23 protein-coding genes are annotated in these 26,017 nt (G+C 51.1%); 7 read left to right on the top strand and 16 right to left on the bottom strand.

From position 1 onward, the window contains the following. Positions 1-363: 363 nt before the first annotated feature. A complete protein-coding gene (locus VGN67_RS17395) occupies positions 364-1,710 on the top strand; it encodes an FAD-binding protein (protein WP_327488126.1) in 1,347 nt (448 codons plus the stop codon). Positions 1,711-1,781: 71 nt separating this feature from the next. Here the strand turns inward: VGN67_RS17395 and VGN67_RS17390 are convergent, their stop codons facing one another. The 3 genes from VGN67_RS17390 to VGN67_RS17380 all read right to left on the bottom strand — a co-directional run bounded on the left by VGN67_RS17390 (position 1,782) and on the right by VGN67_RS17380 (position 5,200). Then, positions 1,782-2,375 (bottom strand): HD domain-containing protein, encoded by a 594-nt coding sequence (locus VGN67_RS17390; protein WP_327488125.1) that lies wholly within the window; start codon positions 2,373-2,375, stop codon positions 1,782-1,784. 180 nt (positions 2,376-2,555) lie between these two features. Beyond that, on the bottom strand, positions 2,556-4,067 hold the full coding sequence (locus tag VGN67_RS17385) for a glycoside hydrolase (RefSeq protein WP_327488124.1): 1,512 nt from the start codon (positions 4,065-4,067) through the stop codon (positions 2,556-2,558). 149 nt (positions 4,068-4,216) lie between these two features. Next, positions 4,217-5,200 carry a GlxA family transcriptional regulator gene (locus tag VGN67_RS17380; protein WP_327488123.1) on the bottom strand — a complete coding sequence of 328 codons (984 nt, stop codon included), beginning with the start codon at positions 5,198-5,200 and terminating at the stop codon, positions 4,217-4,219. Between the two features lie 270 nt (positions 5,201-5,470). Here VGN67_RS17380 and VGN67_RS17375 point away from each other — a divergent pair, with 270 nt between their 5' ends. From VGN67_RS17375 to VGN67_RS17355, 5 genes are all read left to right on the top strand, one after another. Next, on the top strand, positions 5,471-6,028 hold the full coding sequence (locus tag VGN67_RS17375) for an SRPBCC domain-containing protein (RefSeq protein WP_327488122.1): 558 nt from the start codon (positions 5,471-5,473) through the stop codon (positions 6,026-6,028). A 9-nt stretch (positions 6,029-6,037) separates the two neighbouring features. Continuing rightward, entirely contained in the window at positions 6,038-6,469 is a 432-nt protein-coding gene (locus VGN67_RS17370) for a VOC family protein (protein WP_327488121.1), read from the top strand. Between the two features lie 233 nt (positions 6,470-6,702). Next, complete coding sequence (locus VGN67_RS17365; RefSeq protein WP_327488120.1) at positions 6,703-7,677, top strand: hypothetical protein; 975 nt, start codon at positions 6,703-6,705, stop codon at positions 7,675-7,677. A 6-nt stretch (positions 7,678-7,683) separates the two neighbouring features. Then, complete coding sequence (locus tag VGN67_RS17360; RefSeq protein WP_327488119.1) at positions 7,684-8,079, top strand: VOC family protein; 396 nt, start codon at positions 7,684-7,686, stop codon at positions 8,077-8,079. A 128-nt stretch (positions 8,080-8,207) separates the two neighbouring features. Continuing rightward, positions 8,208-9,200 (top strand): sugar phosphate isomerase/epimerase family protein, encoded by a 993-nt coding sequence (locus VGN67_RS17355; protein ID WP_327488118.1) that lies wholly within the window; start codon positions 8,208-8,210, stop codon positions 9,198-9,200. A 90-nt stretch (positions 9,201-9,290) separates the two neighbouring features. Here the strand turns inward: VGN67_RS17355 and VGN67_RS17350 are convergent, their stop codons facing one another. From VGN67_RS17350 to VGN67_RS17310, 9 genes are all read right to left on the bottom strand, one after another. Next, entirely contained in the window at positions 9,291-9,902 is a 612-nt protein-coding gene (locus tag VGN67_RS17350) for a class I SAM-dependent methyltransferase (protein WP_327488117.1), read from the bottom strand. Positions 9,903-10,088: 186 nt separating this feature from the next. Then, a complete protein-coding gene (locus tag VGN67_RS17345; protein ID WP_327488116.1) occupies positions 10,089-10,658 on the bottom strand; it encodes a DUF2911 domain-containing protein in 570 nt (189 codons plus the stop codon). 144 nt (positions 10,659-10,802) lie between these two features. Continuing rightward, entirely contained in the window at positions 10,803-11,321 is a 519-nt protein-coding gene (locus VGN67_RS17340) for a hypothetical protein (protein ID WP_327488115.1), read from the bottom strand. A gap of 120 nt (positions 11,322-11,441) precedes the next feature. Continuing rightward, positions 11,442-12,212 (bottom strand): 3-ketoacyl-ACP reductase, encoded by a 771-nt coding sequence (locus tag VGN67_RS17335; protein ID WP_327488114.1) that lies wholly within the window; start codon positions 12,210-12,212, stop codon positions 11,442-11,444. A gap of 2 nt (positions 12,213-12,214) precedes the next feature. Then, on the bottom strand, positions 12,215-13,360 hold the full coding sequence (locus VGN67_RS17330) for a Gfo/Idh/MocA family oxidoreductase (protein WP_327488113.1): 1,146 nt from the start codon (positions 13,358-13,360) through the stop codon (positions 12,215-12,217). A 314-nt stretch (positions 13,361-13,674) separates the two neighbouring features. Next, a complete protein-coding gene (locus tag VGN67_RS17325) occupies positions 13,675-14,490 on the bottom strand; it encodes a sugar phosphate isomerase/epimerase family protein (RefSeq protein WP_327488112.1) in 816 nt (271 codons plus the stop codon). A 116-nt stretch (positions 14,491-14,606) separates the two neighbouring features. Continuing rightward, positions 14,607-16,001 (bottom strand): glycosyl hydrolase, encoded by a 1,395-nt coding sequence (locus VGN67_RS17320; RefSeq protein ID WP_327488111.1) that lies wholly within the window; start codon positions 15,999-16,001, stop codon positions 14,607-14,609. An 89-nt stretch (positions 16,002-16,090) separates the two neighbouring features. Then, positions 16,091-17,047 (bottom strand): AraC family transcriptional regulator, encoded by a 957-nt coding sequence (locus tag VGN67_RS17315; protein ID WP_327488110.1) that lies wholly within the window; start codon positions 17,045-17,047, stop codon positions 16,091-16,093. A 21-nt stretch (positions 17,048-17,068) separates the two neighbouring features. Next, positions 17,069-17,635: a DUF4126 domain-containing protein gene (locus VGN67_RS17310; RefSeq protein WP_327488109.1), complete on the bottom strand. Its 567-nt coding sequence runs from the start codon at positions 17,633-17,635 to the stop codon at positions 17,069-17,071. 159 nt (positions 17,636-17,794) lie between these two features. Here VGN67_RS17310 and VGN67_RS17305 point away from each other — a divergent pair, with 159 nt between their 5' ends. After that, positions 17,795-19,567, top strand: coding sequence for an ABC transporter ATP-binding protein (locus tag VGN67_RS17305; RefSeq protein WP_327488108.1), 1,773 nt, complete (start codon positions 17,795-17,797; stop codon positions 19,565-19,567). Positions 19,568-19,647: 80 nt separating this feature from the next. Here the strand turns inward: VGN67_RS17305 and VGN67_RS17300 are convergent, their stop codons facing one another. From VGN67_RS17300 to VGN67_RS17285, 4 genes are all read right to left on the bottom strand, one after another. Next, a complete protein-coding gene (locus VGN67_RS17300) occupies positions 19,648-22,218 on the bottom strand; it encodes a penicillin-binding protein 1A (RefSeq protein ID WP_327488107.1) in 2,571 nt (856 codons plus the stop codon). A 78-nt stretch (positions 22,219-22,296) separates the two neighbouring features. Next, positions 22,297-22,794: a peptide-methionine (R)-S-oxide reductase MsrB gene (gene msrB, locus VGN67_RS17295; RefSeq protein ID WP_327488106.1), complete on the bottom strand. Its 498-nt coding sequence runs from the start codon at positions 22,792-22,794 to the stop codon at positions 22,297-22,299. A gap of 172 nt (positions 22,795-22,966) precedes the next feature. Further along, complete coding sequence (locus VGN67_RS17290) at positions 22,967-24,304, bottom strand: alkaline phosphatase D family protein (RefSeq protein WP_327488105.1); 1,338 nt, start codon at positions 24,302-24,304, stop codon at positions 22,967-22,969. Between the two features lie 92 nt (positions 24,305-24,396). Further along, a complete protein-coding gene (locus VGN67_RS17285; RefSeq protein WP_327488104.1) occupies positions 24,397-25,947 on the bottom strand; it encodes a DUF5723 family protein in 1,551 nt (516 codons plus the stop codon). Positions 25,948-26,017 lie beyond the last annotated feature (70 nt).

Raw genomic sequence — 26,017 nt, 5'->3', positions numbered from 1 at the left:
ATTATAAATAAGTTGCACATTTATTTACTTTAATATATTTAAGAAAAAATTGTAAAATAGTAACCCTGATGTTTCGCTGATTTTGCACCTTAGCGGGCCTGGCTCGTACCTTAAGAAAGCTGGCTAACAGAAAGAACAGGAGAAGTGATACAGCCCAAAAAGTAGCCTGAGAAGAAGGAGAGGGCCGGTTTAAAAACCAAACAGGTACCACAACCTGACAAGATTACGCACCGGACTTTGGACCAGAGAGCGCCATTCTCTTCAATAAAAAGTATATTTACAAAAGACGTCCCTTCCTGTGTCTGGGAATGGGTGAAAAAAGTAATCCGGAAGCAGAAAATTCAGCCTTTCAATTAAGTACCTATGGAAAGAAGACCCTTTATTAAGTTATCTTCGGTTGTGACCGCCGGGAGTACCCTGGTGCCGGTTTCGGAATGGCTGACTGCTGATCCCTTGAAGAATTGGGCCGGTAATATTACCTATAGTACCTCCAGCGTGTCGTATCCTGCCTCGCGGGAGGAGGTACAGGCACTGGTAAAAAAACAGGCGAAACTGAAAGGGCTGGGTACCCGTCACTGCTTCAATCGCATTGCCGACAGCCGGGACTTTCTGCTGTCGACCCGGGAGCTGAATAAAGTAGTGGCATTAGATACGCAGTCCAATACTGTAACCGTAGAGGGAGGCATTAAGTACGGCGAACTGGCTCCTTACCTGCACGAAAAAGGCTATGCTTTACCCAATCTGGCCTCACTGCCCCATATTTCGGTAGGGGGCTCCATTACGACGGGTACCCACGGCTCCGGGGTCACGAACGGTAACCTGGCTACGTCGGTAGTTGGGCTGGAATTAATAGATGCCAAAGGAGAGGTACATCAGCTGTCGAAAGGGAGGGATTCTGATGTATTTGACGGCACCGTGGTTGGACTAGGCGCCCTGGGAATCATTACCAAAGTTACGCTCGCGCTGCAACCTGCTTTCCAGATGCAGCAGTACGTGTATGAGCAACTACCCATGGGTCAGCTGCAAAACAATTTTGATGAAATTATGTCGGCTGGTCATAGTGTCAGCCTGTTTACCGACTGGCGAACTGATAAGGTAAACGAAGTCTGGATAAAATGCCGGGAGGAGGAAGGAGAACGTTTTGCAACCAGGCCGGAATTTTTCGGGGCCAAAGCCGCTACCCGGCACCTGCACCCGATTGCCGAGCTTTCGGCCGAAAACTGTACCGAACAAATGGGCGTTCCAGGCCCGTGGTACGAACGGTTGCCGCACTTCAAAATGGGCTTTACGCCCAGCAGTGGGGTAGAGTTACAATCGGAGTACTTTGTGCCGCGGGAGCAGGCCGTGGAAGCCATTCGGGCGGTGGCGCGCCTGGGTAAGCAGATTAACCCGCACCTTATGATCACGGAAATACGTACCATTGCGGCCGATACCCTCTGGATGAGCCCCTGCTACCAGCGACCCAGCGTAGCCATTCATTTTACCTGGAAACAGGACTGGCCGGCGGTGAGTAAACTACTACCACTTATTGAACAGGAACTTGCACCGTTCGGGGTCCGGCCCCACTGGGGTAAGCTGTTTACGATGGCCACTACTGTACTGGCAGCGCGTTACGAGCGGTTGCCGGATTTTAAAAAGCTGGTTAACCGCTTTGACCCAACCGGGAAGTTTCGCAACGACTTCCTGAATACCACTCTTGCTTTACAATAAGCACACTACAGCTGGTATACAGGGGCTGAAACTGGTAGGGGGCTGGCGGCTTGCATCAGCGACTGTCTATCTTACTCTTTTTTCAATATCCCTCTTTCAACACTTTCATTTAACAACTGCTCAGCATATTCCCAAACACGCGAAGAACCCTGTTTGATCACTTGTTTTTTATGAAAAACTTTATCATAGCTTATCCCAAATTCATTCCAGGTACCACCATTATTTGACACGTTTTGGAGCAGGGGTTCCAGTCGGTCCATTGCTCTGGCAAACTTAGCCTCATTGGTTACCTGTTCTTCAAATTCTTCCCAGATCGCTATCAATTCATTGGCTTGATCATCGGGAAGTAAGCCAAAAATCCGTTCTGCTGCCTGCCTTTCTTCCTGGGTGTTGTCGTGACTTTTCTGCGTGTCATAAATGAATGTGTCTCCTGCGTCAACCTCAACTATGTCATGAATAAGAAGCATTTTTACAACCCTCAGGACGTCAATGGGAGTGTTAGAGTGCTCGGACAAAATAATGGCCATCATGGCCAGATGCCAGCTATGTTCAGCATCATTTTCATGTCTATCGCTATTAAGTAGTTTGGTCTTACGTACGATGTATTTGAGTTTATCAATTTCCTTTATAAACTCTATCTGTTTGAGTAGTTGGTCTGGCTGCATAGTAACTTTTTGGCTAAGGTAAGTATAATGGGTCGGAAGGATACAGATCCACAAAGGAGATGAGGCTGAAGTTGATAGTAGTAAACGGGTACATCGTTTATGTTACGCTGATATAGCCTTACAATACTCCGTAATAGTACTCTTATTATTTAGTAGTAATGGAATTTTCGAATTAAGTACCTACTCATTCACAACCAACGTGGTAATGGAGTGCGGAGGTAACGTAACGGGCTGATTGAGTTTGCCGGACGGATAAGGCTTCATGTTTTCGTCCGGAGCTGCGGTGGTTACGTACCGTTGATAAGTGGTACCTGATTTGAGGCTCTTTACATCCAGCCGCAGGTCCCGGGCCTCCGGCTCGTAATTAATGGCCACTACTACCAGTTTGCCTTTTTCACCCGAATAAGCCGATACCATTACCTTTTGGGCCGCTTCCACCGCCGTAAGGTTATCGCTCCGGCTGGTTAGTACCCGGTGCATGCCCGGCCGGATGAACAGGCTGTAATGCCCCAGCGCCCAGAGGTTTTTTGTCTGGGAGAAGGAGCCATCGGTATGGTCCTGGTTGGGCTGGAGGGCTATGAGGTAGTACCGGGTGTCATATTCAGCCCGGCCGGGTTCAAAGGCATTCCAAAACTGCCATGCTCCGGCATTGGCTACGGTTAGGTCTTCATGGATAATTTTGGCCAGGAAAAGACCACAATCCCTGGCGGAGCGCCGGGTTTTGGTACCTTCCCGAAAACCATCGCCCAGCATAGAGTACTCCGATTGCCAGAACCGGACCCCGTACTGCCGGGTGGTATCGGCTACCTGCTGCCGGATGGCTACCGTGCCGCTGTCGCCGGTATCGGTAAAGTAGCTGTGGCCCACCACCAGCCTGGGTACATGGGTGAGGGTACTCAGGTTCAGGGGGCTGTTCTGGCCGAAAAACTGCTGTACTTGCCGCGAGGCAGTCGAAGTACCTCCGTAAAGAAAGTTAAGTTGAGCGGCTTCGGGCAGGATAATTTGAGTACTTAGTTTATTACTTACCAGGGAGCCATCCAGCGCTTTTACCACCCGGGCTATTTCCTCATTCCGCCAGGGGCTGCCTTCTTGCTTGGCTTCGCCAATTTTGCCGGTCCAGTCCCACTGGGGCTCGTTGACCGGGCTAATGTACTGAAACCTTAATCCTTCCGATTCGTAATGACCAAGTACCTCCGTCAGAAAATCGGCGTAGGCTTCGTACTTGTCGGGTTTCAGATTGGAACGGTAGTCTTTTTCCGTTTTGAAACCCCGGCCGTTGCTGGTGTATTGTACCGGTGGCGTGTTGGAAAAAGCAATGAGATTTTCCACGCCGTATTGTTTCGCTTTTTTCAGAAACCAGGTATAGCCCACTTGCTTGTTCCAGTTGTAGGTACCATCATCATTCAAAAAGCCTTCTACCCGGCGGTTCACGTCCTGGATGCCACTGCTGTCGCCCTGCTCGGCCGTACCCCCGCCGATGTTAAAGCGCCAGGCCGATAACCCTATGCCCCGGGGATTGCCCCGGGCATCACGTTCCCGGCTGAAAAGCAGTTCGGCAATTCGTTCTTTCTTTTCGGCCGGCCAGTGTTTGCCGATACCTTCGGCGTACCAGCAGCCCGCGGCCCCAAAGTTATCGATCACCTGGGCCCGGTTTTTAAGATCAATCGTAACAACCAGTGGTTCCGGGCTCATTTTTTGAGCCTGGCTTTGTGCGGGGGAAAGAGCAGCGATAGCTACTAAGAATTGTATCAGGTACTTTTTCATGAATGCAACGAAAGGGGAGTAGCCTGACCGGCTTTTGTCAGGGTTCAGAGGTAGGAAAAGGTAATCTTGCCCAAGTACTACCCGTACACGACTTCTTCCCGGTTGTATTTCTGGCGGTACTGAACGGGCGACAGGCCGGTGATTTTTTTAAAGGTAGTCCGGAAGGCCTTGGGGTCGGTGTAGCCCACGTTGTACATTACTTCGTTCACGTTTTCCCGGGATGATTCCAGGCTCATCTTGGCGGCTTCAATCCTTACCCGCTGGATATATTCTACAATGGAATTAGCCGTAGCCTTCTTGAACCGGCGCTCCAGATTTCTCCGGCTCAGGGCCAGCTGATCGGCCAGTTGGTCTACGGAAAGCTTTTCCTGAATATTTTTTTCAATAATTTCCTGGGCTTTGATAATCAGGTTGTCCTCGTGGTCTTTTTGCCCGTTAAATATCACAAAAGGCGACTGGCTGCGGCGCTCGATGTCAATCTGAAAGGCCTTGGACATAAACACGGCTACCTCGCGGCCCGCGTATTTTTCAATCAGGTACAGGATCAGGTTGAGGTAAGAGAAAGCCCCGCCGCTGGAATAGATGCCGTATTCGTCGGTAATGATCCGGTCCTCTACCAGCTCTACCTGCGGAAACATCCGGCGGAAATCTTTGGCGGCCATCCAGTGGGTGGCGCACTTGCGTCCCGTAACCAGACCAGTGGAGGCCAGCAGAAAAGCACCTACGCACAGGCTCGCTACCTCGGCCCCCGCCTGGTGCTGCTCAATGATCCAGGGGACAAAATCACGGTTAACTTCCAGGGTTTTACCCATGTCGCCGTCCAGCGCCGGTATAATGATGAGGTCCGTTTTGACGACGTTCTCTACCAGTACATCGGAATTAACCGTATAGATACCACCGGCGGCCGGGACTTCTTTTGTAAGCCCAACTAGTTGTACCTCAAAAAGGGCAGGAGCTCCCTTAGTTTTCAGGAGTTTATTAACCTCGGTAAGTACCTGACGAGGGCCTTCGATGCTTCCCAGGATAGCGCCCTGGGGAACCAGAATGGAGATATGTTTCATGGTTTCAAATCTACACAGAATAGATGTCGCAATCAACCCTAACATTGCCGTTTTAACACCCTGTTCCTTCCGCATCTCTGCCCTACCTTTGTTCTATCAGAAGGCGGACGAAGCCAGACCGGAAGCAACTAAAAAAGAGTTCAAAGCGTAGCAGGACAAAAATTGTATCAGACCGGGCGTTTGGTTTCCGGTAGCCCTGTTTGTTCCTCTGGTCCGGTTCCCCTTTCGGAATCTTAATTAGTATTTCTAACCAAACCTTTATAGAATAGTATGATAGCTGAAAATGGATCTCAAACAGAGGTAGTAGCGCGGGACTTTGAAATATGCCGTATTTTTGACGCTCCCCGCGAACTGGTATTCAACGCCTGGACGAAACCGGAGCACCTGATAAACTGGTGGGGCCCCAAAGGTTTTCAGCTGGGAGTAGCCCGCCTGGAACTACGGCCGGGAGGTACGTTCCTTTACAGCATGAAGGCTGCCACTGGCCACGAAATGTGGGGACGTTTTGTGTACCTGGGTATCGCGGAGCCAGAGCAGATTGTTTATATCAATTCTTTCTCTGACGAGGAAGGCAACGTGATGCGGGCGCCGTTCAGCACTACCTGGCCGCTCGAAGTATACAATACCCTGACACTAAATGAGCAAAGCGGTAAAACTACCCTGACCCTACGGAGTGGCCCGTTCAATGCTACCGAAAAAGAGCAATTGACCTTTCAGGGGTCATTCCGTTCTTTGGAGCAGGGCTTTCAGGGTACTCTGGATCAACTGGAAGCGTACCTGAATAAGATTCGGAATACTACTACTACTACTACTATTTCTCATTCTTAATCAACTATTATGGTTACTGTTAATCCCTATCTCAACTTCATGGGTAACACCGAAGAAGCATTTACGTTTTATAAATCGGTATTTGGCGGAGAGTTTCTGGCCCTGCAACGTTTCAAAGACACTCCGGAAGGGGCAAAACTGCCCGCTGAAGATCAGGATAAAATTATGCACGTAGCCTTACCCCTTGGTAACGGAAATATGCTGATGGCTACCGACGCGCTGGAATCCATGGGCCATACGCTCAACGTGGGCAACAATTTCTCCCTCACCATCAGCACGGAAAGCGAGGCCGAAGCCGATCAGCTATTTGCCAAACTGTCGGAAGGCGGCCAGGTGACCATGCCGCTCGAAAAAGCCTTTTGGGGTGCTTACTTTGGCATGGTTACTGACCAGTTTGGGATTCAGTGGATGGTTAGCAACGACTATAATCAGCCGAATTGAGCCATAGCCGGAAAGTACCTATTGTCATTATCGATGGACCTTGGGGCAGGCTTTCTGCTCCGGGGTCTGTTGCGTATAGCGATGGGCGAACTTTTTTTACTTTCCGAAAGAAATCGATCCGTTAATAAGTAGTATCAGTTGGGCTGTACTTTATTCTTTGAAACAGCTGCCAACCCCACGGGGGCAGTTGGAAAGTAGTACTATAAAGTAAAACCGGTCACCCAGGACGATTCATGAAGAAACCTTGTCTCATTTTTGCCTTTTTTGTTTTAGTAAGCAGCGGGTGCCAGCACAACAAGCTCGCAAAGAACAGTCCCCCGGAAGGAGAATTGATTTTTCAGTCGGGTTTTGAGAACGGAGTAAGGATAGTACCCCGAAACGCCGATGAGGATATTATCGGCCTGGACACCTCCCTGCCGGACCGAAACGATTGGGTCAACCACCTCGATAACCATCCTTTAATTGGTAATTTTAATATCCAGTACCAGGGAGGCGATACTACCCAGCGCTTTGCCCGCATTGTTCCTGAGCCGGGCAACCCTGCCAATAAGGTACTTCATTTCTGGCTTGATGGTCCCAACGTTGACAACTCCAAAGGCCGGATTCAGGCTAACCTGTACGGGAATCAGGGCATGAAAGAGTTCTACCAATCGGTCCGGATGTTTTTGCCCGAGGATTTCAGGACGGTTCGGACTTTCCCGAAAAAAATCCACTGGCTGACCATTGCCGAATTCTGGAATAATGTGACCTGGAGTCAGCAGGTACCCTATGGCTTTCGCATCACGCTGGGAATTGGTAAACCAACCGAAAAAGAAAGTGACCTGTACTTTATCCTGGACGCGCAGGACTGTGAATTATTCAAAGACGGAAAACAGAAATACACCACCCTTTGGGCCGAGACGAATCAGGCGGTGCAGGTACCCATCGGGCAATGGTTCACGATGAACTACTACTACAAAGAGGGTAACCAGCAAAACGGCCGTTTTTATATGTCTATCATCCCCGATGGAGAAAAAGAAAAAGTGGTGTTTGACGTGCAGAAAATTACTCATAACACGCAGGACCCCAATCCGGACGGGGTGACCGATTTTAACCCAATGAAACTGTATACATCTAAAGAATTAATTGGGTACATGAAAAGTCAGGGGAAAACGCTGCAGATTTACTGGGACGATTTTAAACTTTGGAAAGATAAACAACCAAACTGATTTCAAGTGAATCAGCGAATTGCTCAGATGGCGCTGGTCGTGGCCGACTACGACGAGGCTATCGAATTTTTTACCGGAAAGCTGCAATTTACCCTGCTGGAAGATACCACCTTGAGTGAAACCAAACGCTGGGTACGGGTAGCACCGCCGGGTTCGGAGGGGTGCGGCCTGCTCCTGGCCAAAGCCGCCACCGAAGAGCAGCAAAGCCGAATCGGGAATCAGACAGGTGGTCGGGTGTTTCTCTTCCTGTACACTGACAATTTTGAGCGTGATTACCAGAACCTGCTTGAACATCATATTCCCATTGTGAGGGGGCCGGTGCAGGAGCCATACGGAAAGGTGGTCGTATTCAGCGACCTTTACGGGAACCTGTGGGACCTGATTGAACCCAGCACCGACTGACCCCTCTGTAATACCTTAGGTAGAATTCATGCTGTTTTAGAAATATACCGGCCATGAGTAGTTAATTACCTGGTCCCGGCTTCTTTTATATGATTAGACAGGTACCAGTTTCAAACCACGTATACAAAATGAAAAATCAAGAGATTTCACGCAGGGAGTTTTTTGGAAAGTCGGCACTGGCCCTGGCGGGCATCGGGCTGGCTTCCGAGACAGTTTTTGGCGCACCGGCCTACATCAAAAACCTGGGCAAGCCTAATTCCCTTTTCAACGGGGTACAGGTAGGTGCCATTACGTATTCTTGGCGGAGTATGCCCGGCAGCGCCGAAAACATTCTGCAGTACTGCATCGACTGCAACGTCAGCGCTATTGAGCTGATGGGACCCGCAGCCGAAGCTTTCGCCGGAGCACCCGAGGCCCCGGCTCGTCCGGGTGGTCCGCGTCAGGCCCTGACCGATGAGCAGAAAGCCCAGCAGGCCGAGTACATGAAAAAGATGGCGGACTGGCGGGCCAAGGTTTCCATGGATAAATTTGTGCAGCTCCGGAAAATGTACAACAAAGCAGGGGTGAGTATCTACGGCTATAAACCCTCGGCCCTGGGAGTCAATAATACCGACGCCGAAGTAGATTACGCATTTCGGGCGGCCAAAGCCCTGGGTGCCAACCAGGCTACTATTGAGCTACCTACCAGCGCCGACCAGACCAAACGCCTGGGTGATATAGCGGCTAAAAATAAAATATACGTCGGCTACCACGGCCATACCCAGCAGACCCCAACCTGGTGGAACGAGGCCCTGAGCCAGTCAAAGTACAACGCCATGAACTTTGACATGGGCCACTACGTTGCCGCCGGCTTCGACCCCATTCCCCTGATTACCGACAAGCACCAGCATATCGTAAGTATGCACACCAAGGATCGGAAAAACAAAGAAAACGGCGGTGCTAATGTACCCTGGGGTGAAGGAGATACGCCAATCGTGGAGGTACTGCAGCTGATGCGGAAGAACAAGTACAAGTTTCCGGCTACGGTGGAGCTGGAATACGAAATACCGGCTGGTTCAGACGCAGTTAAGGAAGTAGCCAAATGCGTGGAGTACGCCCGCAAAGCTCTGATGACTACCTAAGATTTACATACTACACATAAAAAGGAGCCCGGCATTTCACAAGGTGCCGGGCTCTTCTTTTAAGTATCAGGATAAGATTTACTTCTTGTCCTACATCTTCTGCACGCACCAGGTTGTCATACAACGCAGGTCCTGAACATTGGTTGTTTTGATGGGTTCAAAGAGTTCACCGCCCAATTCCTGCGTATAGTTTAACAGCGTTTGCTGGTCCACCAGGTACCGTTCGGAGCCGTCCGGCAGGAAATACCGGCCATGGCCGAGGGGGACTATACGGTTTTCAAGACCGATGGTAGAAGCCAGACGTGTAAAAAGAAAGCCGCCGGGAGCCAGTACCCGCCAGAGCGACCTGACCATGGTATCGAAATGGGCTTTATCGCGGGCAAAATGCAGGACGGCACTACAGATGACCATGTCAAAAGTAGTATCGGGGAAAAGCATGGCCTCAACGGAGGCTACCTGAAAGTTCGTAGTTGGAAGATGAGGAGCTAACCGCTTCGAAAGAATCCGGACTTCCTCGATAGCTAATTCGTTTTGGTCATTTCCATAAACGTCAAAGCCATTCTGCAGGAAATAAACCAGATTCCGGCCACCCCCGCAACCGGCGTCAAGTACCTTTTGGCAACCGTCGAACCGGCCTTTCAGCAGTTGGTCAAACAGGTAAATATCAATAGCACCAAAGCGTTGTAACAAACTTGTATTCATAATTACACCAGACTGCTGCGTACTCTTTATTCGCCAGAGCTGACGATCTATTGATTGAAAGTTGCCATCAGGCAAAATGCGACAGGGAAGTAGCTGTGTCGCACAAGGTATAGGAGAGGTACCTGCGTTGTACTATTCCTGCTCCCCTACGGGGGGGAGCAGGAGGTACTTACATTTTGAAATTTTTTACTGAAAGGATACAGGTACTTCTACTACGGTATCTGCCCAGCCCATCCGCATTACGGCGTCATTAGGACCACCGGTACTTGCTTTGGCAAACTGGAGGGAAAAATTCTCCAAAGATTCGGTGCCTTTTTTAACCGGTGCAGTCACCCGGATGACGTCGCTTTCGGGTTTATGCCGGAAGGCGCCCCAGTAGTCAAGTTCATTGTTCAGGATGATGGTCCATTCGTTTTCACCGGGAATAGTGAACAGGGAATAGGTACCTGCTTTTACTTTTTTACCACCGATAGTAGCGTCCTGATATAGCCTGATCTCGGTATTTTCGTTGGCACCCGTACGCCATACCTTTCCATAAGGTACCAGTTTGCCAAAAACTTCCCGACCGTTTCGGGCCGGGCGGCTGTACAGGACCCGGGCCAGTGGTTTTTCATCGTTGGTTTTGCGGGTGTGGGCGAAGTCGTCGGGGTAGTAAGCCATTTCCAGCGAACTTTTGTCGAGCCCCCGGAATGCCTGGGCCTGTACTCCCAGCATTGGCAGTGAAAGCAGACCCGCGATGATTAGTAATTTTTTCATGATACAAACAATTGGTTAGAGTTACCCATAAAAGTATCAAAGTCTGGGGTCTATTGCTCAGGTTAAATAAAAAAATACCGGCCGATGCCGGTATTTTTTATAGCAGTATTGTAAAGAATAGGAATAATTGCCTTTAGCTGTGCTTTATTGAGTTACCTTTTTCATTCGGTCATTCACCGTTGTGGGTACATAGAGCGGCCTTTCACCCGTACTTCTGGGAAAGTCCTCCCGCCCGTTTGGCCCGATGATGGTAGCCTGTATTACATTGGTTTTAGGATCTATGAGCAGGTAACCCGACTTATTTCCCGAAGAGCTCATGGTATAGTATACCTGATCCATTTTTAGGGGCTCCCCGTTTTTCATTAGGTCTTTGAATTCATTAAGCCGATCGCCCAGGATAAGCTTAAGACGGGTGTTAAGGGGTTCAGTTTCCAGTAGGTTGTTTTGACCTGGTCGCTCGCCCAGATGAGTAGTAAGGTACTGCATGCTCATCTCACCCAACGCCTCATTTGTGGCAATGGTATCAAGGGCATTCTCTTTTGCCGTTGCGTTATCCTGGCGGGCCACGGGCGTTTCATTATCGGCCAGATTCTGGGTATCGTTATTGTTCGTACAGGCCACTGTACCAAAAATAGCCAGGGCCAGTATCATTCCTTTTTTCATGGTATTGATCGCTTTGTTAGACAAATATCAGTAGATATTCTTCTAAAAAAATCGAGCCATGAAGCCCCTGCCCTTCCTATTGAAAGAGCAGGGGCTAAGGATACTTACAAAAGTCTGGTACTATAAACGGTCTATCAGCATACCGCCGTCCACGCCAATTATCTGGCCGGTGGAGTAGGGGAAGTCGCCCCTTGTCAGGGCGGCTACGGCTTTGCCGATGTCTTCGGGCGTACCCCAGCGGGGCTGCAGCGCCAGGCCGTTCTCAAAAAGCTGGTCGTATTTTTCCTGTACTTTGGACGTCATGTCGGTGGCAATTATTCCCGGACGTACCTCGTAGACGGGAACACCGTACTCCGCCATTCTGACGGCAAACAGAGAAGAGGTCATGGCCAGACCGGCTTTGGAAATACAGTACTCGCCCCGGTTGATGGAGGCCACGGTTGCCGAAATAGACGTCACAAATACGATGGTCGCCTGAAAGCCGGGATTAGCCTGTCGGGCTTCCGCCATCCGCTTCGCAACGGCCTGGGTGAAAAAGAAGGGCCCTTCCAGGTTGGTCTGCATTACTTCCCGGTAGCTTTCGGGGGTAGTTTCGAGCAGATCAAGGCGCTGACGGGGTGCGATACCGGCGTTGTTAACCAGTACATTTAGCTGTCCGAATGCCTGATAAGCTGTATCAATAACCTTGGCTCGGTCCTCCGCCACGGCAATGTTGCCCTGGCAATACACTACCTCAGCGCCTAGTCCACGTAGTTCGTCCAGCGTTTCCTGAGCGGCCTCTTCGGGTCGTACGCCGTTGATGGCCAGGTTATATCCTTCGCGGGCCAGGGCTTTGGCGATGCCGAGGCCAATGCCCCGGCTACCACCAGTTACGAGTGCGGTTTTTTTCATGCTTACAGTTCGTCAATGTTCACCCAGCACTTCTTCTCCCAGCTTTCAATACCCTTTTCGGCCAGTTGTACCCCCTTGGCACCTTCTTTCAGGCCCCAGGGGAATGGCGTGTCTTTTACCAGGTGCTTCAGGAACAGCTCCCACTGCGCCTTGAACGCATTATCGAAAGGCTCCTGCTGAGGTACTTTAGACCAGCCTTCGTAGAAATTGATCGGTTGCTCAATATCCGGGTTCCATACCGGTTTGGGCGTGTTGCCGTAGTGCTGAATGTAGCACTCGCGCAGACCAGCCACCGCCGAGCCTTTGGTACCATCTACCTGCAGCGTAAGCAGGTCATCGCGGCGAACGCGTACGGTCCAGGAGGAGTTGAAATGGGCAATTACATCATTTTCCAGCTCAAACGTAGCGTAGCAGGCGTCGTCGGCGGTACACTTGTAAGGGTTGCCATTTTCGTCAATCCGCTCTTCAATGTGGGTAGCACCCAGGCAGGAAACCGCTTTCACGTTACCGAACAGGTGGTCCAGTACATAGCGCCAGTGGCAAAGCATATCGACAATAATACCACCGTCGTCTTCCTTGCGGTAGTTCCACGAAGGACGCTGCGCGGGTACATTGTGGCCTTCAAATACCCAGTAGCCAAACTCACCCCGAACGGAAAGAATCTTTCCAAAGAAATCATTCTCCATCAGTCTTTTCAGCTTTAACATACCGGGCAGCCACAATTTATCCTGTACTACACCGTGCTTCAGGCCAGCGGCTTCGCACAGTTCAAACAGTTCCAGGGCTTCCTCAGTGGTGGTACCGGTGGGTTTCTCGCAGTAGATGTGCTTACCAGCCTGGATCGCCTTTTTGATCGCGGGGGCCCGGCGACCGGTAACCTGGGCGTCAAAATATACCTGGTAGTTAGGGTCCGCCAGGACCGATTCCAGATCTGTCGTGTATTTCTGTACCCCGGAGCGCTGGCAAAGCTCCTGCAGCTTGGCCTCGTTGCGACCCACCAGGATGGGGTCGGGCATGATGACTTCGTCGGCCGAAAGTTTTACACCGCCCTGGGCGATGATTTCTTTAATGGAGCGCAACAGGTGCTGGTTAGTACCCATACGGCCGGTTACGCCGTTCATGATAATACCAATGGTATGCTGAGTCATGGTTATCTATTTGTGATTTAGTGAATTAATGAATTAGTGATTGAGCGGCCACCGGAGGAGCGCCTCCCGCGCGGAGTGTTTTTATTTTCGAATTTCACTTTCAGAATGTCGAATATTTAAATTTAAAGGCAGAGTTTCGAATACTGCCATTGCAACTATATCCTTCAACCTGTATTCAAAAAGCTCCATAGGAGCGAAACCTTAGTAGTAACTTTTTACCGTGGCCCGTGTCTCTATGGGCCTTTAGGTAGCCAGGAATAAGTTGTTTTAAAAAGCTAAAAGCTGACAACTAATAGCTACCAGCTAATAACTACCTACACATATTCTACAAAAGCGTCCGTGATTTTCTTCAGGAACTCGTGCTGGTCTTGCTGCCAGTAAATGTTCGAGAAAATTTCTACCTCACTGTACCCGTTAAACCCGGCTTCCTCTACCCACTGGCTGATTTGCTTCAGGTCAATACAGCCTTCGCCCATCAGGCCCCGGTCGTTGAGCAGGTCCAGCGTGTTGACTTTCCAGTCGCAGACGTGGTAGGCCAGCAGGTTGCCGTTAGCGCCGCAACGGGCTATTTCACCCCGCAGGTTAGGTTCCCACCAGAGGTGGTATACATCTACCGCCACGCCCACGTGTCCGGAACCTATCGCTTCGGCCATTTCATTGGCCTGCTTTAGGGTGTTGATGGCCGAGCGGTCGGCGGCATACATCGGGTGCAGTGGTTCTATGGCCAGCTTTACGTTCAGTTTTTCGGCCAGGGGCAGTACTGCTTCAATACCATCCCGAATTTGCTGACGCGACACCTCCAGTGGCTGGTCGGGCGAGGCACCGCACACCAGTACAATCAGGGGAGCTCCCAGCGCGGCGGCTTCTTCCAATAGTTTGCGGTTGTGGTCCAGGGCTTTGGCCCGCTCGGTACTGCTTGTATGCGGGAAAAAGCCGCCGCGTACGTACGATACCACGTCCAGTCCGGCGCTACGAATCAGCTCACCGGCCCGGTGCGGACCGATGCCCTCAACGGCATTCTGCCACACACTAATCCCTTTTATTCCCGCGGCCGCGTAGTTTTCCACGGCTTCCGATAACCCCCAGGGCTTGGTAGTTATCGTATGTACGCAGCATTTGTCTAGATTCATTTTTGAATGAGTGTTTGAGAGAGGGGTCCGCCCCCGCGATGAGAGAATAAGTACTTCTGTTAGAGAATGAGAGAATTCTTACATTATTCACAATTCTCTCATTCTCTCAACCAAAATTATTTCACAGCTCCCAAATACGTATAGTACGGCTGCCCCTGATTGATGCGGTGCAGGTACAGCGCTACCTCGCGGGTGTGGTAGTCGCCCCACATGCTCGACTCACCACAAGGTACCTGCTGTCCTTCGGGAATGAAATCCCAGCCGTTGGGGCGGTGGTACACCGAGTGCAGGATGAGGCCCTGGTGTTGCGGGTCAGTAGAGAGATATGGCTCGTCGAACAGCGAATCCAGGGCCGTCAATCCGGCTTGCCAGTATCGGTTACCATCTTCCTGTTGACCCTGCTCCTGGAGGTACTTGCCCAGGCGGAGTAGCCCCTGTGAGCCGATGGCGGCGGCGGAGCTGTCGACAGGTTCGTAGGCATTGTAGGGGTCGGAAGGGCGGGTAGTGTAGTCGCCGAGCTTGTGGAGCTGCGGCGCTCCGGTATCCCAGTAGGGGATGCCATCGGCGGCGGTATTGTCAATATAGAAATCGCAGGTAGCCCGGGCACCTTTAAGATAAATACTTTCGATAGCACTGCGGCCCCCGAGCGGAGCGAGTTCCTCGTCCGAAAAGCTGGCAAGCGATTCGAGCTGTTCGGCAAAACCGACCATGGCCCAGGCAAGTCCGCGGGTCCAGGTAGTAAAGCCCGAGAAGCCCTGCTGCGAGTTGGGGCTGCGGAAGTTGCCGTCGTTGGTGTTGAAGATACTTTCGTGGGCGGTGCGTCCGCGCAGGTCGTAGCTGTCGCGGCCTTCGCCGTAGTACACCGAGTACATAGCCGTAGCGATGGAGTGCTTGGTGCCGCGTTCGAGCAGGCTTACTTTCAGGTCGTTCTCGCCCATGAGGCTGTGGCCCAGCTTGTGCGACACCATCAGGGCCCGTACCGAACGAATGGTATCCACAAAGAGGGAGTGGGGACCATTGAACGAATAAATATAGCCACCGTTTTCTACCGGAAGGTTTTTAATTGTAGTCCAGCGCCGGGCCTGCACGGCACCGGAAACCTTAAGGGCAATTTCATAAAAGTCACGCTCCCACTTGTTTTCGGGAATGCGGCCTTCGTTCATCAGGCGAAGCAGGTTGCCGTAGGTACTTACGTTATTGAAGCCGTGGTCGTGTACCCCGAAATGTCCGACGTGCGAGGCCATCTGGGCCACGGTATGCTTCCGTGCCTCTTCCAGAAACTCTTCTTCGTTGGTAGCGTCGTACTGTAGTACTTCGGCTCCGTAGCGGAAGCCTTCGGTCCATTCGGTCCAGCCGCGGGTAGTGTATTTGCCCTGTACCGTAAATACCGGTGAGCCTTTCGAGATGTCGTACTCCTGGTTAATTAACCGGATTTTTTCGGCTGAAAGCTGCCACAGCCGGTCAATTTTGGGCTGTAGCGAGGCCGCTGAAATGTCTTCCCTGATCTTCATGTACTTGTAGGATAGTATTATTTAGATTCATCATTCTAGGATAATACAAAGATAGAAGTAGAAGAAAGGGGTGGCAAGGGACTTTTTTACTATTGGCTGGCACTTTTCCGAACAGAAATGCGGTATTCGTTGGGGGTAAGGCCGGTTTTACGTTTAAAGATGCGGCCAAAGTAGGAGGGATCTTCAATGTGGATATGGTAAGATATTTCCTTGCTGCTCATTTGGGTGAATACCAGCAGGCGCTTGGCTTCCAGCAGCAGCTTGTCCAGGATATATTCGCCCGCCGACACCCCAACACTTTTCTTGACGATTTTGCTTAAATAATCCGGTGTTACATCCAGGGCGGTGGCATACTGCTGCACCTCGTGCATTTCCCGGAAATTCTTCTCCACCATTTCCCGGAAACGACCCGTCAGGTCCGACGGGTGGGTCGCGGACGGGGCGGACAGATCGGGGGGGCGGGTAGTCAGTCGCTGGCACTTTTGTAAAAATATATGCAGGTAAGAACCCAGGATGGCGCTATTCTCCGCACTACCTTCCAGCAAATCACCCACCATGTTTTCGAGCAGGTACTGCAGGTACCTTTTGGTCTCCTCATTCAGCGAAAGCACCGGCTCGTGCACACCCGACTGAAAGAAAGGTACCTGCGACAAGGGTACCGACTGCGGTGTACCATAGAAAGAATAAAAGCCTTCTGAAAAAGCCATAATGTAGCCGCGGCAGTCGGAGGTGGGGGTCAGCAGGTGTACCTTGCCGGGCGGCAGGAAATGAACACTGGGCGCACTGACCGGGTAGGTACGGAAATCTACTTCGTGGAAACCCTGCCCTTCTTCAAAGAACAATATCTCGTAGTAGCTGTGCCGGTGAGGGGCATTGGTAGGTAAAGGAGTAACGGGCAGCAGACCGGGTGCAGTCGTTTTCGATTCGGGGGGACTGTTCTTGAACCGAAAAATTTTGAGAACCGGCGCTTCCCCCGCCGCTTTCGGCAGACTGTGTGTCGGCAGACTATGCGTCGGTAAAGTACTGGTCAGTATTGTTTCTTTCATGCGAATAGGAGAGAATTGCCGTCAGGATTGTACTGATTTTCTCCTCCACCGGTCTATCCGGCGCAGCAGCCACCACAGCAGCCCCACTACCAGTAACAGGGCAATAACCGGAAGAAAAATGGCAATGCCCGACAAACCAAACGAAGCTACGTTTTCGGCCGTAGAAACCACGGGGTTGCCCAGGCCAATAGTGGTTTTGGAAGAAGCCAGCCGCAGCAGACTGGTACCGGCCTGCACCAGCCCGGCGGTACCTCCTCCGACTATCAGCCCGAGTCCCCACTGCAGTACCGGACTTTCTATTTCCACAAACGAGGTAGTAAGCAACGTACCCGCTATGACCGACAGGGGCGTAGCGATGGTGTCCAGCAGGTTGTCAATAAAAGGTATGTAGTAGGCGCCAATCTCGACAATAGTGGCGGTAAGCAAAGCAAAGAAGGCCGGCCAGGTAGCCAGCCACATAAAGCCCTCGGTAGGGGTAATCCATCCGCTCATGGCGGCCACGTTAGCCAGCAGCATCGGAACAAAAATCCGGAAGCCGGTACTGGCACTTAGCCCTAAACCCAGACAAATACTGAGGAAAAGCTCCATGAGTAATTTTAATTAAAATAAGATGAACAGGTGAAGTTAGAAATATTCTCTAAAACTGGCTAAGTTCGTAGAACTATATTCTCCTGTACTAAACGGTGACTGTAACTTTCACTGTGGATTGTGTGTTAGAAAAAGTACCAGAAACCAAGCCTGTAACCAGTGAATCAAGAAACCAAGAGCGGCCAGATATTTGACCTTCCCACCCTGAAGCGTCTGTATACTTTTGTGGGGCCGTACAAGAAGCAATTTTACCTGCTTATTCTCATAATCATGGTTAGTGCGGTACTAGCCCCGATTATTCCGCTGCTGATCAAGTACACCATTGATGAACCCATAGCCCAGGGTAACTACACCCTGCTGGCCCAGATGCTGGCTGTTATGGTGCTGGTGCTGGTCGTGCAGGGGGTAGTACAGTTCGTCAATACCTATCTGTCGGGCTGGCTGGGGCAGTACATTATCCGTGATATCCGGGTGCAGCTGTACGAAAAGATTGTTAACCTGCGCCTTAAGTTCTTTGATAATACGCCCATCGGCCGCCTGGTAACCCGGACCATTTCAGATATTGAAACCTTGTCGAACGTATTCACGGATGGTATGGCCGCCATTGCGGGTGACATTCTGCAGTTGGTACTTATTATTTCGGTCATGTTCTATACTGACTGGAAGCTCTCGCTCATCAGCCTGTCCATGATTCCGCTGATGCTGATAAGTACCTATATTTTCAAAGAAAAAATAAAGGATGCTTTCAATGAAGTACGGGCGGCGGTTTCTAACCTGAATTCCTTCGTGCAGGAGCACATTACGGGCATGAGCATCGTACAGATATTCAGCAGTGAGGAAGCCGAATTTGAAAAGTTTAAAGATATAAACAAGCAGCACCGCGACTCCAACATCCGGTCCATTTTGTACTACTCCATTTATTTCCCGGTGGCTGACGTTATTGCGGCAGCTGGTACCGGACTGGTGGTGTGGTACGGTTCCAAACAGATCCTGAATCAGGAAGTGACTTTTGGTACCGTTACAGCCTTTGTTATGTTCATCAACCTGTTCTTCCGGCCCATCCGGCAGCTGGCTGACCGATTCAATACCTTGCAGATGGGAATCGTAAGTACCGACCGCATCCTGAAATTACTGGACAGCGATGAGTTTACGACCAACGAAGGAACCCACAACCCGGATACCATTCAGGGTAAGGTAGAGTTTAAAGATGTGTGGTTTGCCTACAACGATGAGGACTATGTACTCAAAAACATAAATTTCAAAGTGAACGAAGGAGAAACCGTAGCCTTTGTGGGAGCCACCGGAGCCGGAAAATCCTCCATCATAAACCTGCTAAGCCGTTTTTATGATATCAACAAGGGGAATATCTACATTGATGACGTGGAGGTACACGACTACGAATTAAGCGCCCTGCGACGTAATATCGGGGTGGTACTGCAGGATGTTTTCCTTTTCTCGGATACCATTGAAAATAACATACGGCTGGGTAATCCAAACATCACCCGCGAAAAGATTGTGGAGGCCGCTAAACTGGTAGGGGTTCACGATTTTATTGAACGCCTGCCCCAGGGGTACGGGTACAATGTCATGGAACGGGGAGCCACGCTGTCGGTAGGGCAGCGACAGCTTATTTCGTTCGTGCGCGCCATGGTCCACGACCCCAAAATTATGGTCCTGGACGAAGCTACCTCGTCGGTGGACACCGAAACCGAAGAATTGATACAGAAAGCCATTGAAAAATTGATGGAAGGCCGCACGGCCATTGTGATTGCCCACCGCCTGTCAACGATTCAGGAAGCCGACAAAATAATAGTGGTAGATAAGGGAGAGATCAAGGAAGAAGGTAATCACGAAAAATTACTCGAAAAGAACGGTTTCTACGCCAACCTGTACCGGATGCAGTACAAAGATGTCCTCAAAATTATAAGCTAAGTAAGGCTGATTTTTGGAAAAACATATAAAAGGGTAGTAAAAGAAAGAGGAAAGTCCGGCGGGCTTTCCTCTTTCTTTTACTACCTGAAATTCCTACGGACAGAATCAATCCCCGGCAGCGGTGGTGGGGGCGGTCCGAAATCTATGGCATCCTCGTCAATATCGCTGGCAGTACTATCTGGCTCAAATTCCAGGGTGTCGGCCTGGGCTTCGTAGACCGGGGCACAATTAATATCTTTGTTAATGGGGAAACTGGGTTTGGGAAAAGGACCTCTTTCCAGTCCGATGGATTTGTCTTTATATACCCTTTCCAGAAAACTTCCTACAATGGGCAGAGCAGTTTTTGCGCCTTCTCCCAGTCGGGTACTCCGGAAGTGAATACTCCGGTCGTCACCGCCCACCCAGGCACCCGTCACCAGCTCGGGGGTAATGGACATAAACCATCCGTCGGAGTTGTTGGAGGTAGTACCCGTTTTGCCGCCGATTTCGTTGCCGTCTTTGGCCACCTCCGGAAACAGCCACCGGATACTCGACGAAGTACCTCCCGGTTCTTCCACCCCCCCTTTGAGCATGTGTACCATCAGGTAGGCCGACTCGGGACGAATGGCCTCACGGTGCTCGGGGGCAAATTCCTCAATCACGTTTCCGTTACGGTCTTCAATGCGGGTAACAATGATGGGCCGGGTATAAGTACCATTATTGACAAAAGCGCCGTAAGCCGCTACCATGTCGTATAGGCTTACATCAAAGGGGCCAAGCCCGATAGAAGGTACGGGGTCCAGCTTACTGGTAATACCCAGTTTTTTGGCGTATTTCACCACATTATTGGGGCGCACCTGGTCGGTTAGCGAAGCCGTAATGGAGTTAACCGACTGCGCCAGCGCCCGGCGTAGGGTCATGTTGGAGTAGCTGAAATAGCCAGTCGAGTTTTTGGGTCGCCAGACGCCCATTTTTCCGTTTTGTTCTACTTCAATGGAAAACGGTTTATCCTGAATCCGGTCGCACGGGCTCATGTCGAAGGCGCCGTCGTCGATCGCAGTAGCGTACACAAAGGGCTTGAAAGTAGAGCCCGGTTGCCTACGGCCCTGCTTTACGTGGTCATACTTAAAAAATTCATAGTTGAGGTCGCCCACCCAGGCTTTGATATGGCCCGTATAAGGGTTCATAGACATCATACCGGCCCGCAGAATGCGCTTGTAGTAGTTGAGCGAATCCAGCGGACTCCAGTACCGGGTCATTTCGCCACCGGTTTTCCAGTCGTACACTACCATTGTATCTTTTTTATTGAGGTAGTGGGTAATTGAATCGGGCTGGTTGGGGAAGCGGGTGGCCAGGGTCTGGTACCGGCGGGTGCGTTTTACCACGTTTTCCAGAAAATCCTGGATTTCCTTGCCGTTCTCGTCAACCCAGGGATTTTGTTTTCCCCAGTGGTCTTCAAATACCCGCTGCAGCTGCCGCATTTTTAACGCAACGGCCTCTTCGGCGTGTTCCTGCATGCGGGAATCAATAGTCGTATGTATTTTCAGACCATCGGTATAAAGGTCATAGCCATTTTTTTCGCCCCATTCCTTTACAAAATCCACCACCGCGTTTTTGAAGTAGTTGGCGTTACCGTCGTATGGAGTTTCAAAGTTGGTCTTCAGTTCAATGGGAAGCTGGCTGATGGAGTCGGCCTGCTGCGCGCTAAGGTAGTTGTACTTGGCCATCTGGCTGATCACCACGTCACGTCGCTCCCTGGACCGCTTGGGATTCCGGATTGGATTATAGGTTGTGGTGGCTTTCTGCAACCCCACCAGCACTGCCGACTCCTGTACATTCAGGCTGTCGGGTGACTTACTGAAGTAGGACTTGGCAGCGGTATTAATACCGTAGGCGTTGTTACCGTAGTCCACGGTGTTAAAGTACATGGTCAGGATTTCCTGCTTCGTAAAGTTACGTTCCAGCTTAATGGCCGTGAGCCACTCCTTGGTTTTATATATAAATGTTCGCAAGCCGGGCAGGCTTCCCAATACCCCACGGGCCTCGGAGCGGCGCGTCTTGAACAATTTCTTGGCCAGCTGCTGGGTAATGGTACTTCCCCCTCCGCGGTCCGTTTCGGCGGTTATTATACCCACCGCTACCGCCCCCAGGGCTTTGTAGTCAATTCCTGAGTGCTCATAAAAACGGATATCTTCCGTGGCAATCAGGGCTTCTACCAGGTGGGGCGATATTTTTTCGTAGGGAACGGGCGTTCGGTTTTCGGTGTAAAATTTCCCGATCATGACCCCGTCGGCGGTATAAATCTCGGATGACTGCGATACTTTAGGGTTTTGCAGATCCTGTACACTGGGCATACTACCCATGAGCCACAGGAAGTTAGTCTCTACGCAAAAAATATAAAAGGCAAAGGCCAGAAACCCATAGAAGAAAACTTTCCAGGTAAGTACAACCGGACGGTAGTAAGGCGAGTGACGGTCCACGGCCTGGTCCCAGGACCGGCGCAACCGCTGGTTGGTATTGCTTGCCTGTAAACGAAACTGAGCGGCCCGCTCTTTGCCCGCAATTAAACCAATTGCACCAAAGAACAGGTTACCCAAAAAGGTTTTTACCTGATCTGCAAAGCGTTGAAGTAAGGTACTTATTTTTCTAAAAAAAGCTCGAATAGCTTCCATTAAACATTTAATTTCATTGGGGTCAAATATAACGAAAGCCGGACGATAACTGGTACGTCCGGCTTCATTACATAAGGTTTAATCTTTCTTTTCAAAGGTAAGGGCTGCACCGTTAAGGCAGTAGCGGAGACCGGTAGGAGCCGGACCGTCCTCAAAAACATGCCCCAGATGCCCCCCACATACGTTACAAAGTACTTCGGTCCGAACCATGCCGGCGTCGTGATCTGCCTTCTCGTCCACGTTCTTGGCAACCAATGGTTTATAAAAGCTCGGCCATCCCGTACCGGACTCAAACTTATGCTGCGAGCTGAATAATTCAGTACCACAACCGGCACATTTATACACTCCTTTTTGCTTATTGGCATTCAGAGGACTGGTAAAAGCCCGTTCGGTTCCTTTTTCACGCAGGACGTAGTACGACTGAGCCGATAATTGGTTTTTCCATTCTTCTTTGGTTTTCTGTACCTGGCGTACTGTTTCTTTTTCCTGGGTTTTTTGCTTCTGGGCCTGGCTGCACGAAATTGAAAGCAGGCCGAAAAGGGTACTGGCGAGGGCTATTATACGCAAACTTTTCATAAGGGTATTGCTCTGGTTAATGGTTAGTTTATTTAATCAAACGTCCCCGTTGCTAGACAGACAGGGACGTTTAACAGCTAGTTGGTAGCATATAAATAAACGTTGAAAATCCAAAAATGGTTTACCTCGCTCCTTTTCGAAATCCAGGACTGGGACGGGGCGTATGGAAGCGCTATTTTAAATCATTAGCCCGTAATTGCCGGGTCCAAAGTTCCTTCCCTTTCACATCATAAACAGTAACTTTCAACGCGCGGTCGTTCTGGGGGCCGCTTACATCAAAGGTGGCAAAGTTGCGCTCAGTTACCAGGGTGCCACTGTCCAGGGTAGGTAGGGTTAGTTCATCCGGAAAAGGTTTGGTAGTACCCGAGGTCAGAGGCGAAATCGTAAAGTCATAGAGGGGGTAGGTACCCGGGCGGTCGAGCCGATGTACTGAGGTATGGTGGCGGTCGCCGGTCAGAAACAGCACACCAGGTATGCGAGCCTCCGTAATGGCGGCCAGCAACCGGTCCCGCTCCGTCGAATAATTGGCATAGTTCTCAAGTACCCTGGCTGGATTTATAATTTGGCCACCCGTTACAATAAACTTGAACGGCGCTTTGCTGCTGGTCAGGGCATCCAGCAACCACCTGATCTGGGCGTCACCAAAATAGTCGCGTAGGGGGTCAGCCAGCTTGTTTGGGGCTTTGAACCAGCGATTGTCGAGGATAAAAAACTGGGCGTCACTCCAGAAGAAAGTACCGGTAGTTGCCCCTTCAAAAACATATCCAGGATTTCCCCAGAACAGCCGAAACACTTCCGCTGCGGTATTTTTCATCCAGAAAGAGCGGTCGGAGTCGTCGGTTCCGTAATCATGGTCGTCCCAGATGGCGTAGTGGTGGGTGCTGCCCAGCAGGGACTGTAGCCGGGGAAGCGAGCGGGTGTGGGTGTAGCGGTGAAGCATTCCCGAACGCGTATTCCAGTCGGCCTCACGGAGGTAGGTATTATCACCGCCCCATAGCATGAAATCGGGTTTTTTATCGGCAATGCTCTGAAAAATTTCGTAGCCGTCGCCGTAAGCACGACTGGGACGATCATACCCTTCCTCGTTGATATAGTTACAGCTGCCAATGGCAAAACGAAAGGGCGGCGGGTCGGTGCGCCATTGCCATAGGGTCTGGGTCTGGAACCGAAGGGGGTACTTGATAAAGACCTTTTTATTATCAATATACACTTCATACTCATACTTTTGGCCGGGCCGTACCTGGTCGGCAAACAGTCGCGCTACGTAGGCCGATTGTTTTTGGGTGAGTACTTTGTCAGTACTTTTCTTTTGGGCCGGGTTGCCGGCTTCCCAGTACATAATTTTTACCTGGGCGGGCCGGTCCGTCTGCGCCCATAGCATAACCTCGAGCATATCCGAGTACCCCACCATCGGACCTGACTGTAACTGAGCAAAGGCAAAGCTGACGGAAAGCAGCCCGGCCGCCAGTACTGTAAAGAAATATTTTGGGGAGGGATATAAATGAGTCATATTACTGGAAAATGTACGGTCAGTCACCTTAACTACCTTGCCCGCCGGCCAATGCAAAAAGTAGAAATAGTCAGGCTGAACCCGGATGAATGTTACTTTTTACGCTGAAAAAGCCGTTTCCACCACGGTGCTTCGGGCGGCCAGCATTGGTTGGGGGACTGCGGTGGGCGGCGGAACAACCCGGCCGAAACCCCGAAGTAAACATTAAATGCCCGTGGTTTACCAATATTGAGCAGGGCCGTCAGGTGGTCGGTGCCAATCCATAGCGGACCGGCGCGACCGGCCAGCCCAATGCCCAGTGACCGGTACCGGTTCATCAGCGAAACGGGTACCGAAAGTTCGTACCAGCGGTGTTCATAACGGGGCGTAACGGCCAGTACCGACTCGGCTTTCATGCCGAAAGCCGACTGGCTCCGGAGATTTTGCACCCATAAGGTACTTACGTAAACGTTGGGCTTGAGCTGGTAGTCAAGGCTGGTCTGAAAGGCCGTGGGCAACACCGACCGGAAGGTGGCGGGCTGGGGAACAGGTACGCCCAGGGACTGACTTACTGCCCGGAAAAATCCATCGCTACCCCCCAGTTTTTGAAAGCTGTCGTACTTGAACTCCCGGTTGGCGGCAGATGCCTCCTGTTGTCTTACGTAGGCCGGATGCCGGAAGTTGACCCGCCCGATATCCGTCAGCGAAACAGCCAGCCGGTACAGGTACTTGTTCTTGCTGGCGTCGTGTTTGCGAACCGCCTTTTCGGTGTAGGAGTATTTATTTATATCCGGGCGGTACTCGTACACTAATCCCAGGTCCAGTCCCCAGCCACTACCGGCGGGCGCTCCGCCCAGGAGCCAGGCCGGGGTAGGTCTGAAATTGGTAAAGGCTCCTTCGGTGGTATAGCCGTAGCGGGCGGTGATTTCGGGTACCCTGATGATTTCGCGGCGGTTGTTCCAGGCCGGGTCGGGTTCTACTTCAAACGTGGTATTTTGGATTTCGGCGTGCGCGTTGTACAGCCCGATGAGCCTTTTTACGGTTATACCGGCTTTGAAAAAATCCGTATCGTTGTCCAGGACAATCCCCCCGAAGGTTAAGGCCGCTTCCCCCAGGCCGTTGATATGCAAATTGCCCGCCTGGTTCTCAAACACCTCTTTCATCAGATTACTTTCCCGTGTGCCGCCCCGCGCCAGCCGGGCAACGGGTTCGGTTACCTGCGAAACGTTGAGGCCCATCCGGGCGCGTAGGGTACCCGCAATTCCAAACCGGCCCCCCGGCAGGGTAACCATCAGGGAAGGCAGTCGAATGTCGCCACCGGCGTTGAGGTACTTAAGATTGCCGTTCAGTTTCTCCGCGATGTAGCTGCGCGGAAAAGCAATGGCTCCGGTCTCGTTACGGTACTTGTCCGGTACGGTGTTGGTAAGCAGGGAGGCAATGGAAAATGGAGCGCCGTACTTGGCGTGGTTCCCCGCCATGTATACCTGCGCGCCGCCCAGGTGCAAAAAAACGCTGTACCGGGAGTCAGCTACAAAAGCCGGATTGTGGTAGAGAGCCTGGGTACCGGCATAATTGCTCATAGCCGCACCGGGCAAATGTTGAGCGGTTGCCGCCGGTACAACGCCTAACCAACCCACTAAAAGTAGTAAACGGAATCTGAGCATAGTAGATTTATGAGGTACCTCCCGCTTGAAACAATTGGTAAATTTACCCTTGGTCGCAAAGAAAAGTATT

Origin of the sequence: Telluribacter sp., assembly GCF_035998675.1 — a bacterium.
Lineage (GTDB): Bacteria > Bacteroidota > Bacteroidia > Cytophagales > Spirosomataceae > Telluribacter.
This window is presented reverse-complemented; position numbering and strand designations above follow the sequence as displayed.

What these genes read in the sequence shown, in the direction of transcription:
- VGN67_RS17395 (WP_327488126.1), top strand. Translation starts at nt 364, where the DNA reads ATGGAAAGAAGACCCTTTATTAAGTTATCTTCGGTTGTGACCGCCGGG.
- VGN67_RS17390 (WP_327488125.1), bottom strand. Translation starts at nt 2,375, where the DNA reads ATGCAGCCAGACCAACTACTCAAACAGATAGAGTTTATAAAGGAAATT.
- VGN67_RS17385 (WP_327488124.1), bottom strand. Translation starts at nt 4,067, where the DNA reads ATGAGCCCGGAACCACTGGTTGTTACGATTGATCTTAAAAACCGGGCC.
- VGN67_RS17380 (WP_327488123.1), bottom strand. Translation starts at nt 5,200, where the DNA reads ATGAAACATATCTCCATTCTGGTTCCCCAGGGCGCTATCCTGGGAAGC.
- VGN67_RS17375 (WP_327488122.1), top strand. Translation starts at nt 5,471, where the DNA reads ATGATAGCTGAAAATGGATCTCAAACAGAGGTAGTAGCGCGGGACTTT.
- VGN67_RS17370 (WP_327488121.1), top strand. Translation starts at nt 6,038, where the DNA reads ATGGTTACTGTTAATCCCTATCTCAACTTCATGGGTAACACCGAAGAA.
- VGN67_RS17365 (WP_327488120.1), top strand. Translation starts at nt 6,703, where the DNA reads ATGAAGAAACCTTGTCTCATTTTTGCCTTTTTTGTTTTAGTAAGCAGC.
- VGN67_RS17355 (WP_327488118.1), top strand. Translation starts at nt 8,208, where the DNA reads ATGAAAAATCAAGAGATTTCACGCAGGGAGTTTTTTGGAAAGTCGGCA.
- VGN67_RS17350 (WP_327488117.1), bottom strand. Translation starts at nt 9,902, where the DNA reads ATGAATACAAGTTTGTTACAACGCTTTGGTGCTATTGATATTTACCTG.
- VGN67_RS17345 (WP_327488116.1), bottom strand. Translation starts at nt 10,658, where the DNA reads ATGAAAAAATTACTAATCATCGCGGGTCTGCTTTCACTGCCAATGCTG.
- VGN67_RS17340 (WP_327488115.1), bottom strand. Translation starts at nt 11,321, where the DNA reads ATGAAAAAAGGAATGATACTGGCCCTGGCTATTTTTGGTACAGTGGCC.
- VGN67_RS17335 (WP_327488114.1), bottom strand. Translation starts at nt 12,212, where the DNA reads ATGAAAAAAACCGCACTCGTAACTGGTGGTAGCCGGGGCATTGGCCTC.
- VGN67_RS17330 (WP_327488113.1), bottom strand. Translation starts at nt 13,360, where the DNA reads ATGACTCAGCATACCATTGGTATTATCATGAACGGCGTAACCGGCCGT.
- VGN67_RS17325 (WP_327488112.1), bottom strand. Translation starts at nt 14,490, where the DNA reads ATGAATCTAGACAAATGCTGCGTACATACGATAACTACCAAGCCCTGG.
- VGN67_RS17320 (WP_327488111.1), bottom strand. Translation starts at nt 16,001, where the DNA reads ATGAAGATCAGGGAAGACATTTCAGCGGCCTCGCTACAGCCCAAAATT.
- VGN67_RS17315 (WP_327488110.1), bottom strand. Translation starts at nt 17,047, where the DNA reads ATGAAAGAAACAATACTGACCAGTACTTTACCGACGCATAGTCTGCCG.
- VGN67_RS17310 (WP_327488109.1), bottom strand. Translation starts at nt 17,635, where the DNA reads ATGGAGCTTTTCCTCAGTATTTGTCTGGGTTTAGGGCTAAGTGCCAGT.
- VGN67_RS17300 (WP_327488107.1), bottom strand. Translation starts at nt 22,218, where the DNA reads ATGGAAGCTATTCGAGCTTTTTTTAGAAAAATAAGTACCTTACTTCAA.
- msrB (WP_327488106.1), bottom strand. Translation starts at nt 22,794, where the DNA reads ATGAAAAGTTTGCGTATAATAGCCCTCGCCAGTACCCTTTTCGGCCTG.
- VGN67_RS17290 (WP_327488105.1), bottom strand. Translation starts at nt 24,304, where the DNA reads ATGACTCATTTATATCCCTCCCCAAAATATTTCTTTACAGTACTGGCG.
- VGN67_RS17285 (WP_327488104.1), bottom strand. Translation starts at nt 25,947, where the DNA reads ATGCTCAGATTCCGTTTACTACTTTTAGTGGGTTGGTTAGGCGTTGTA.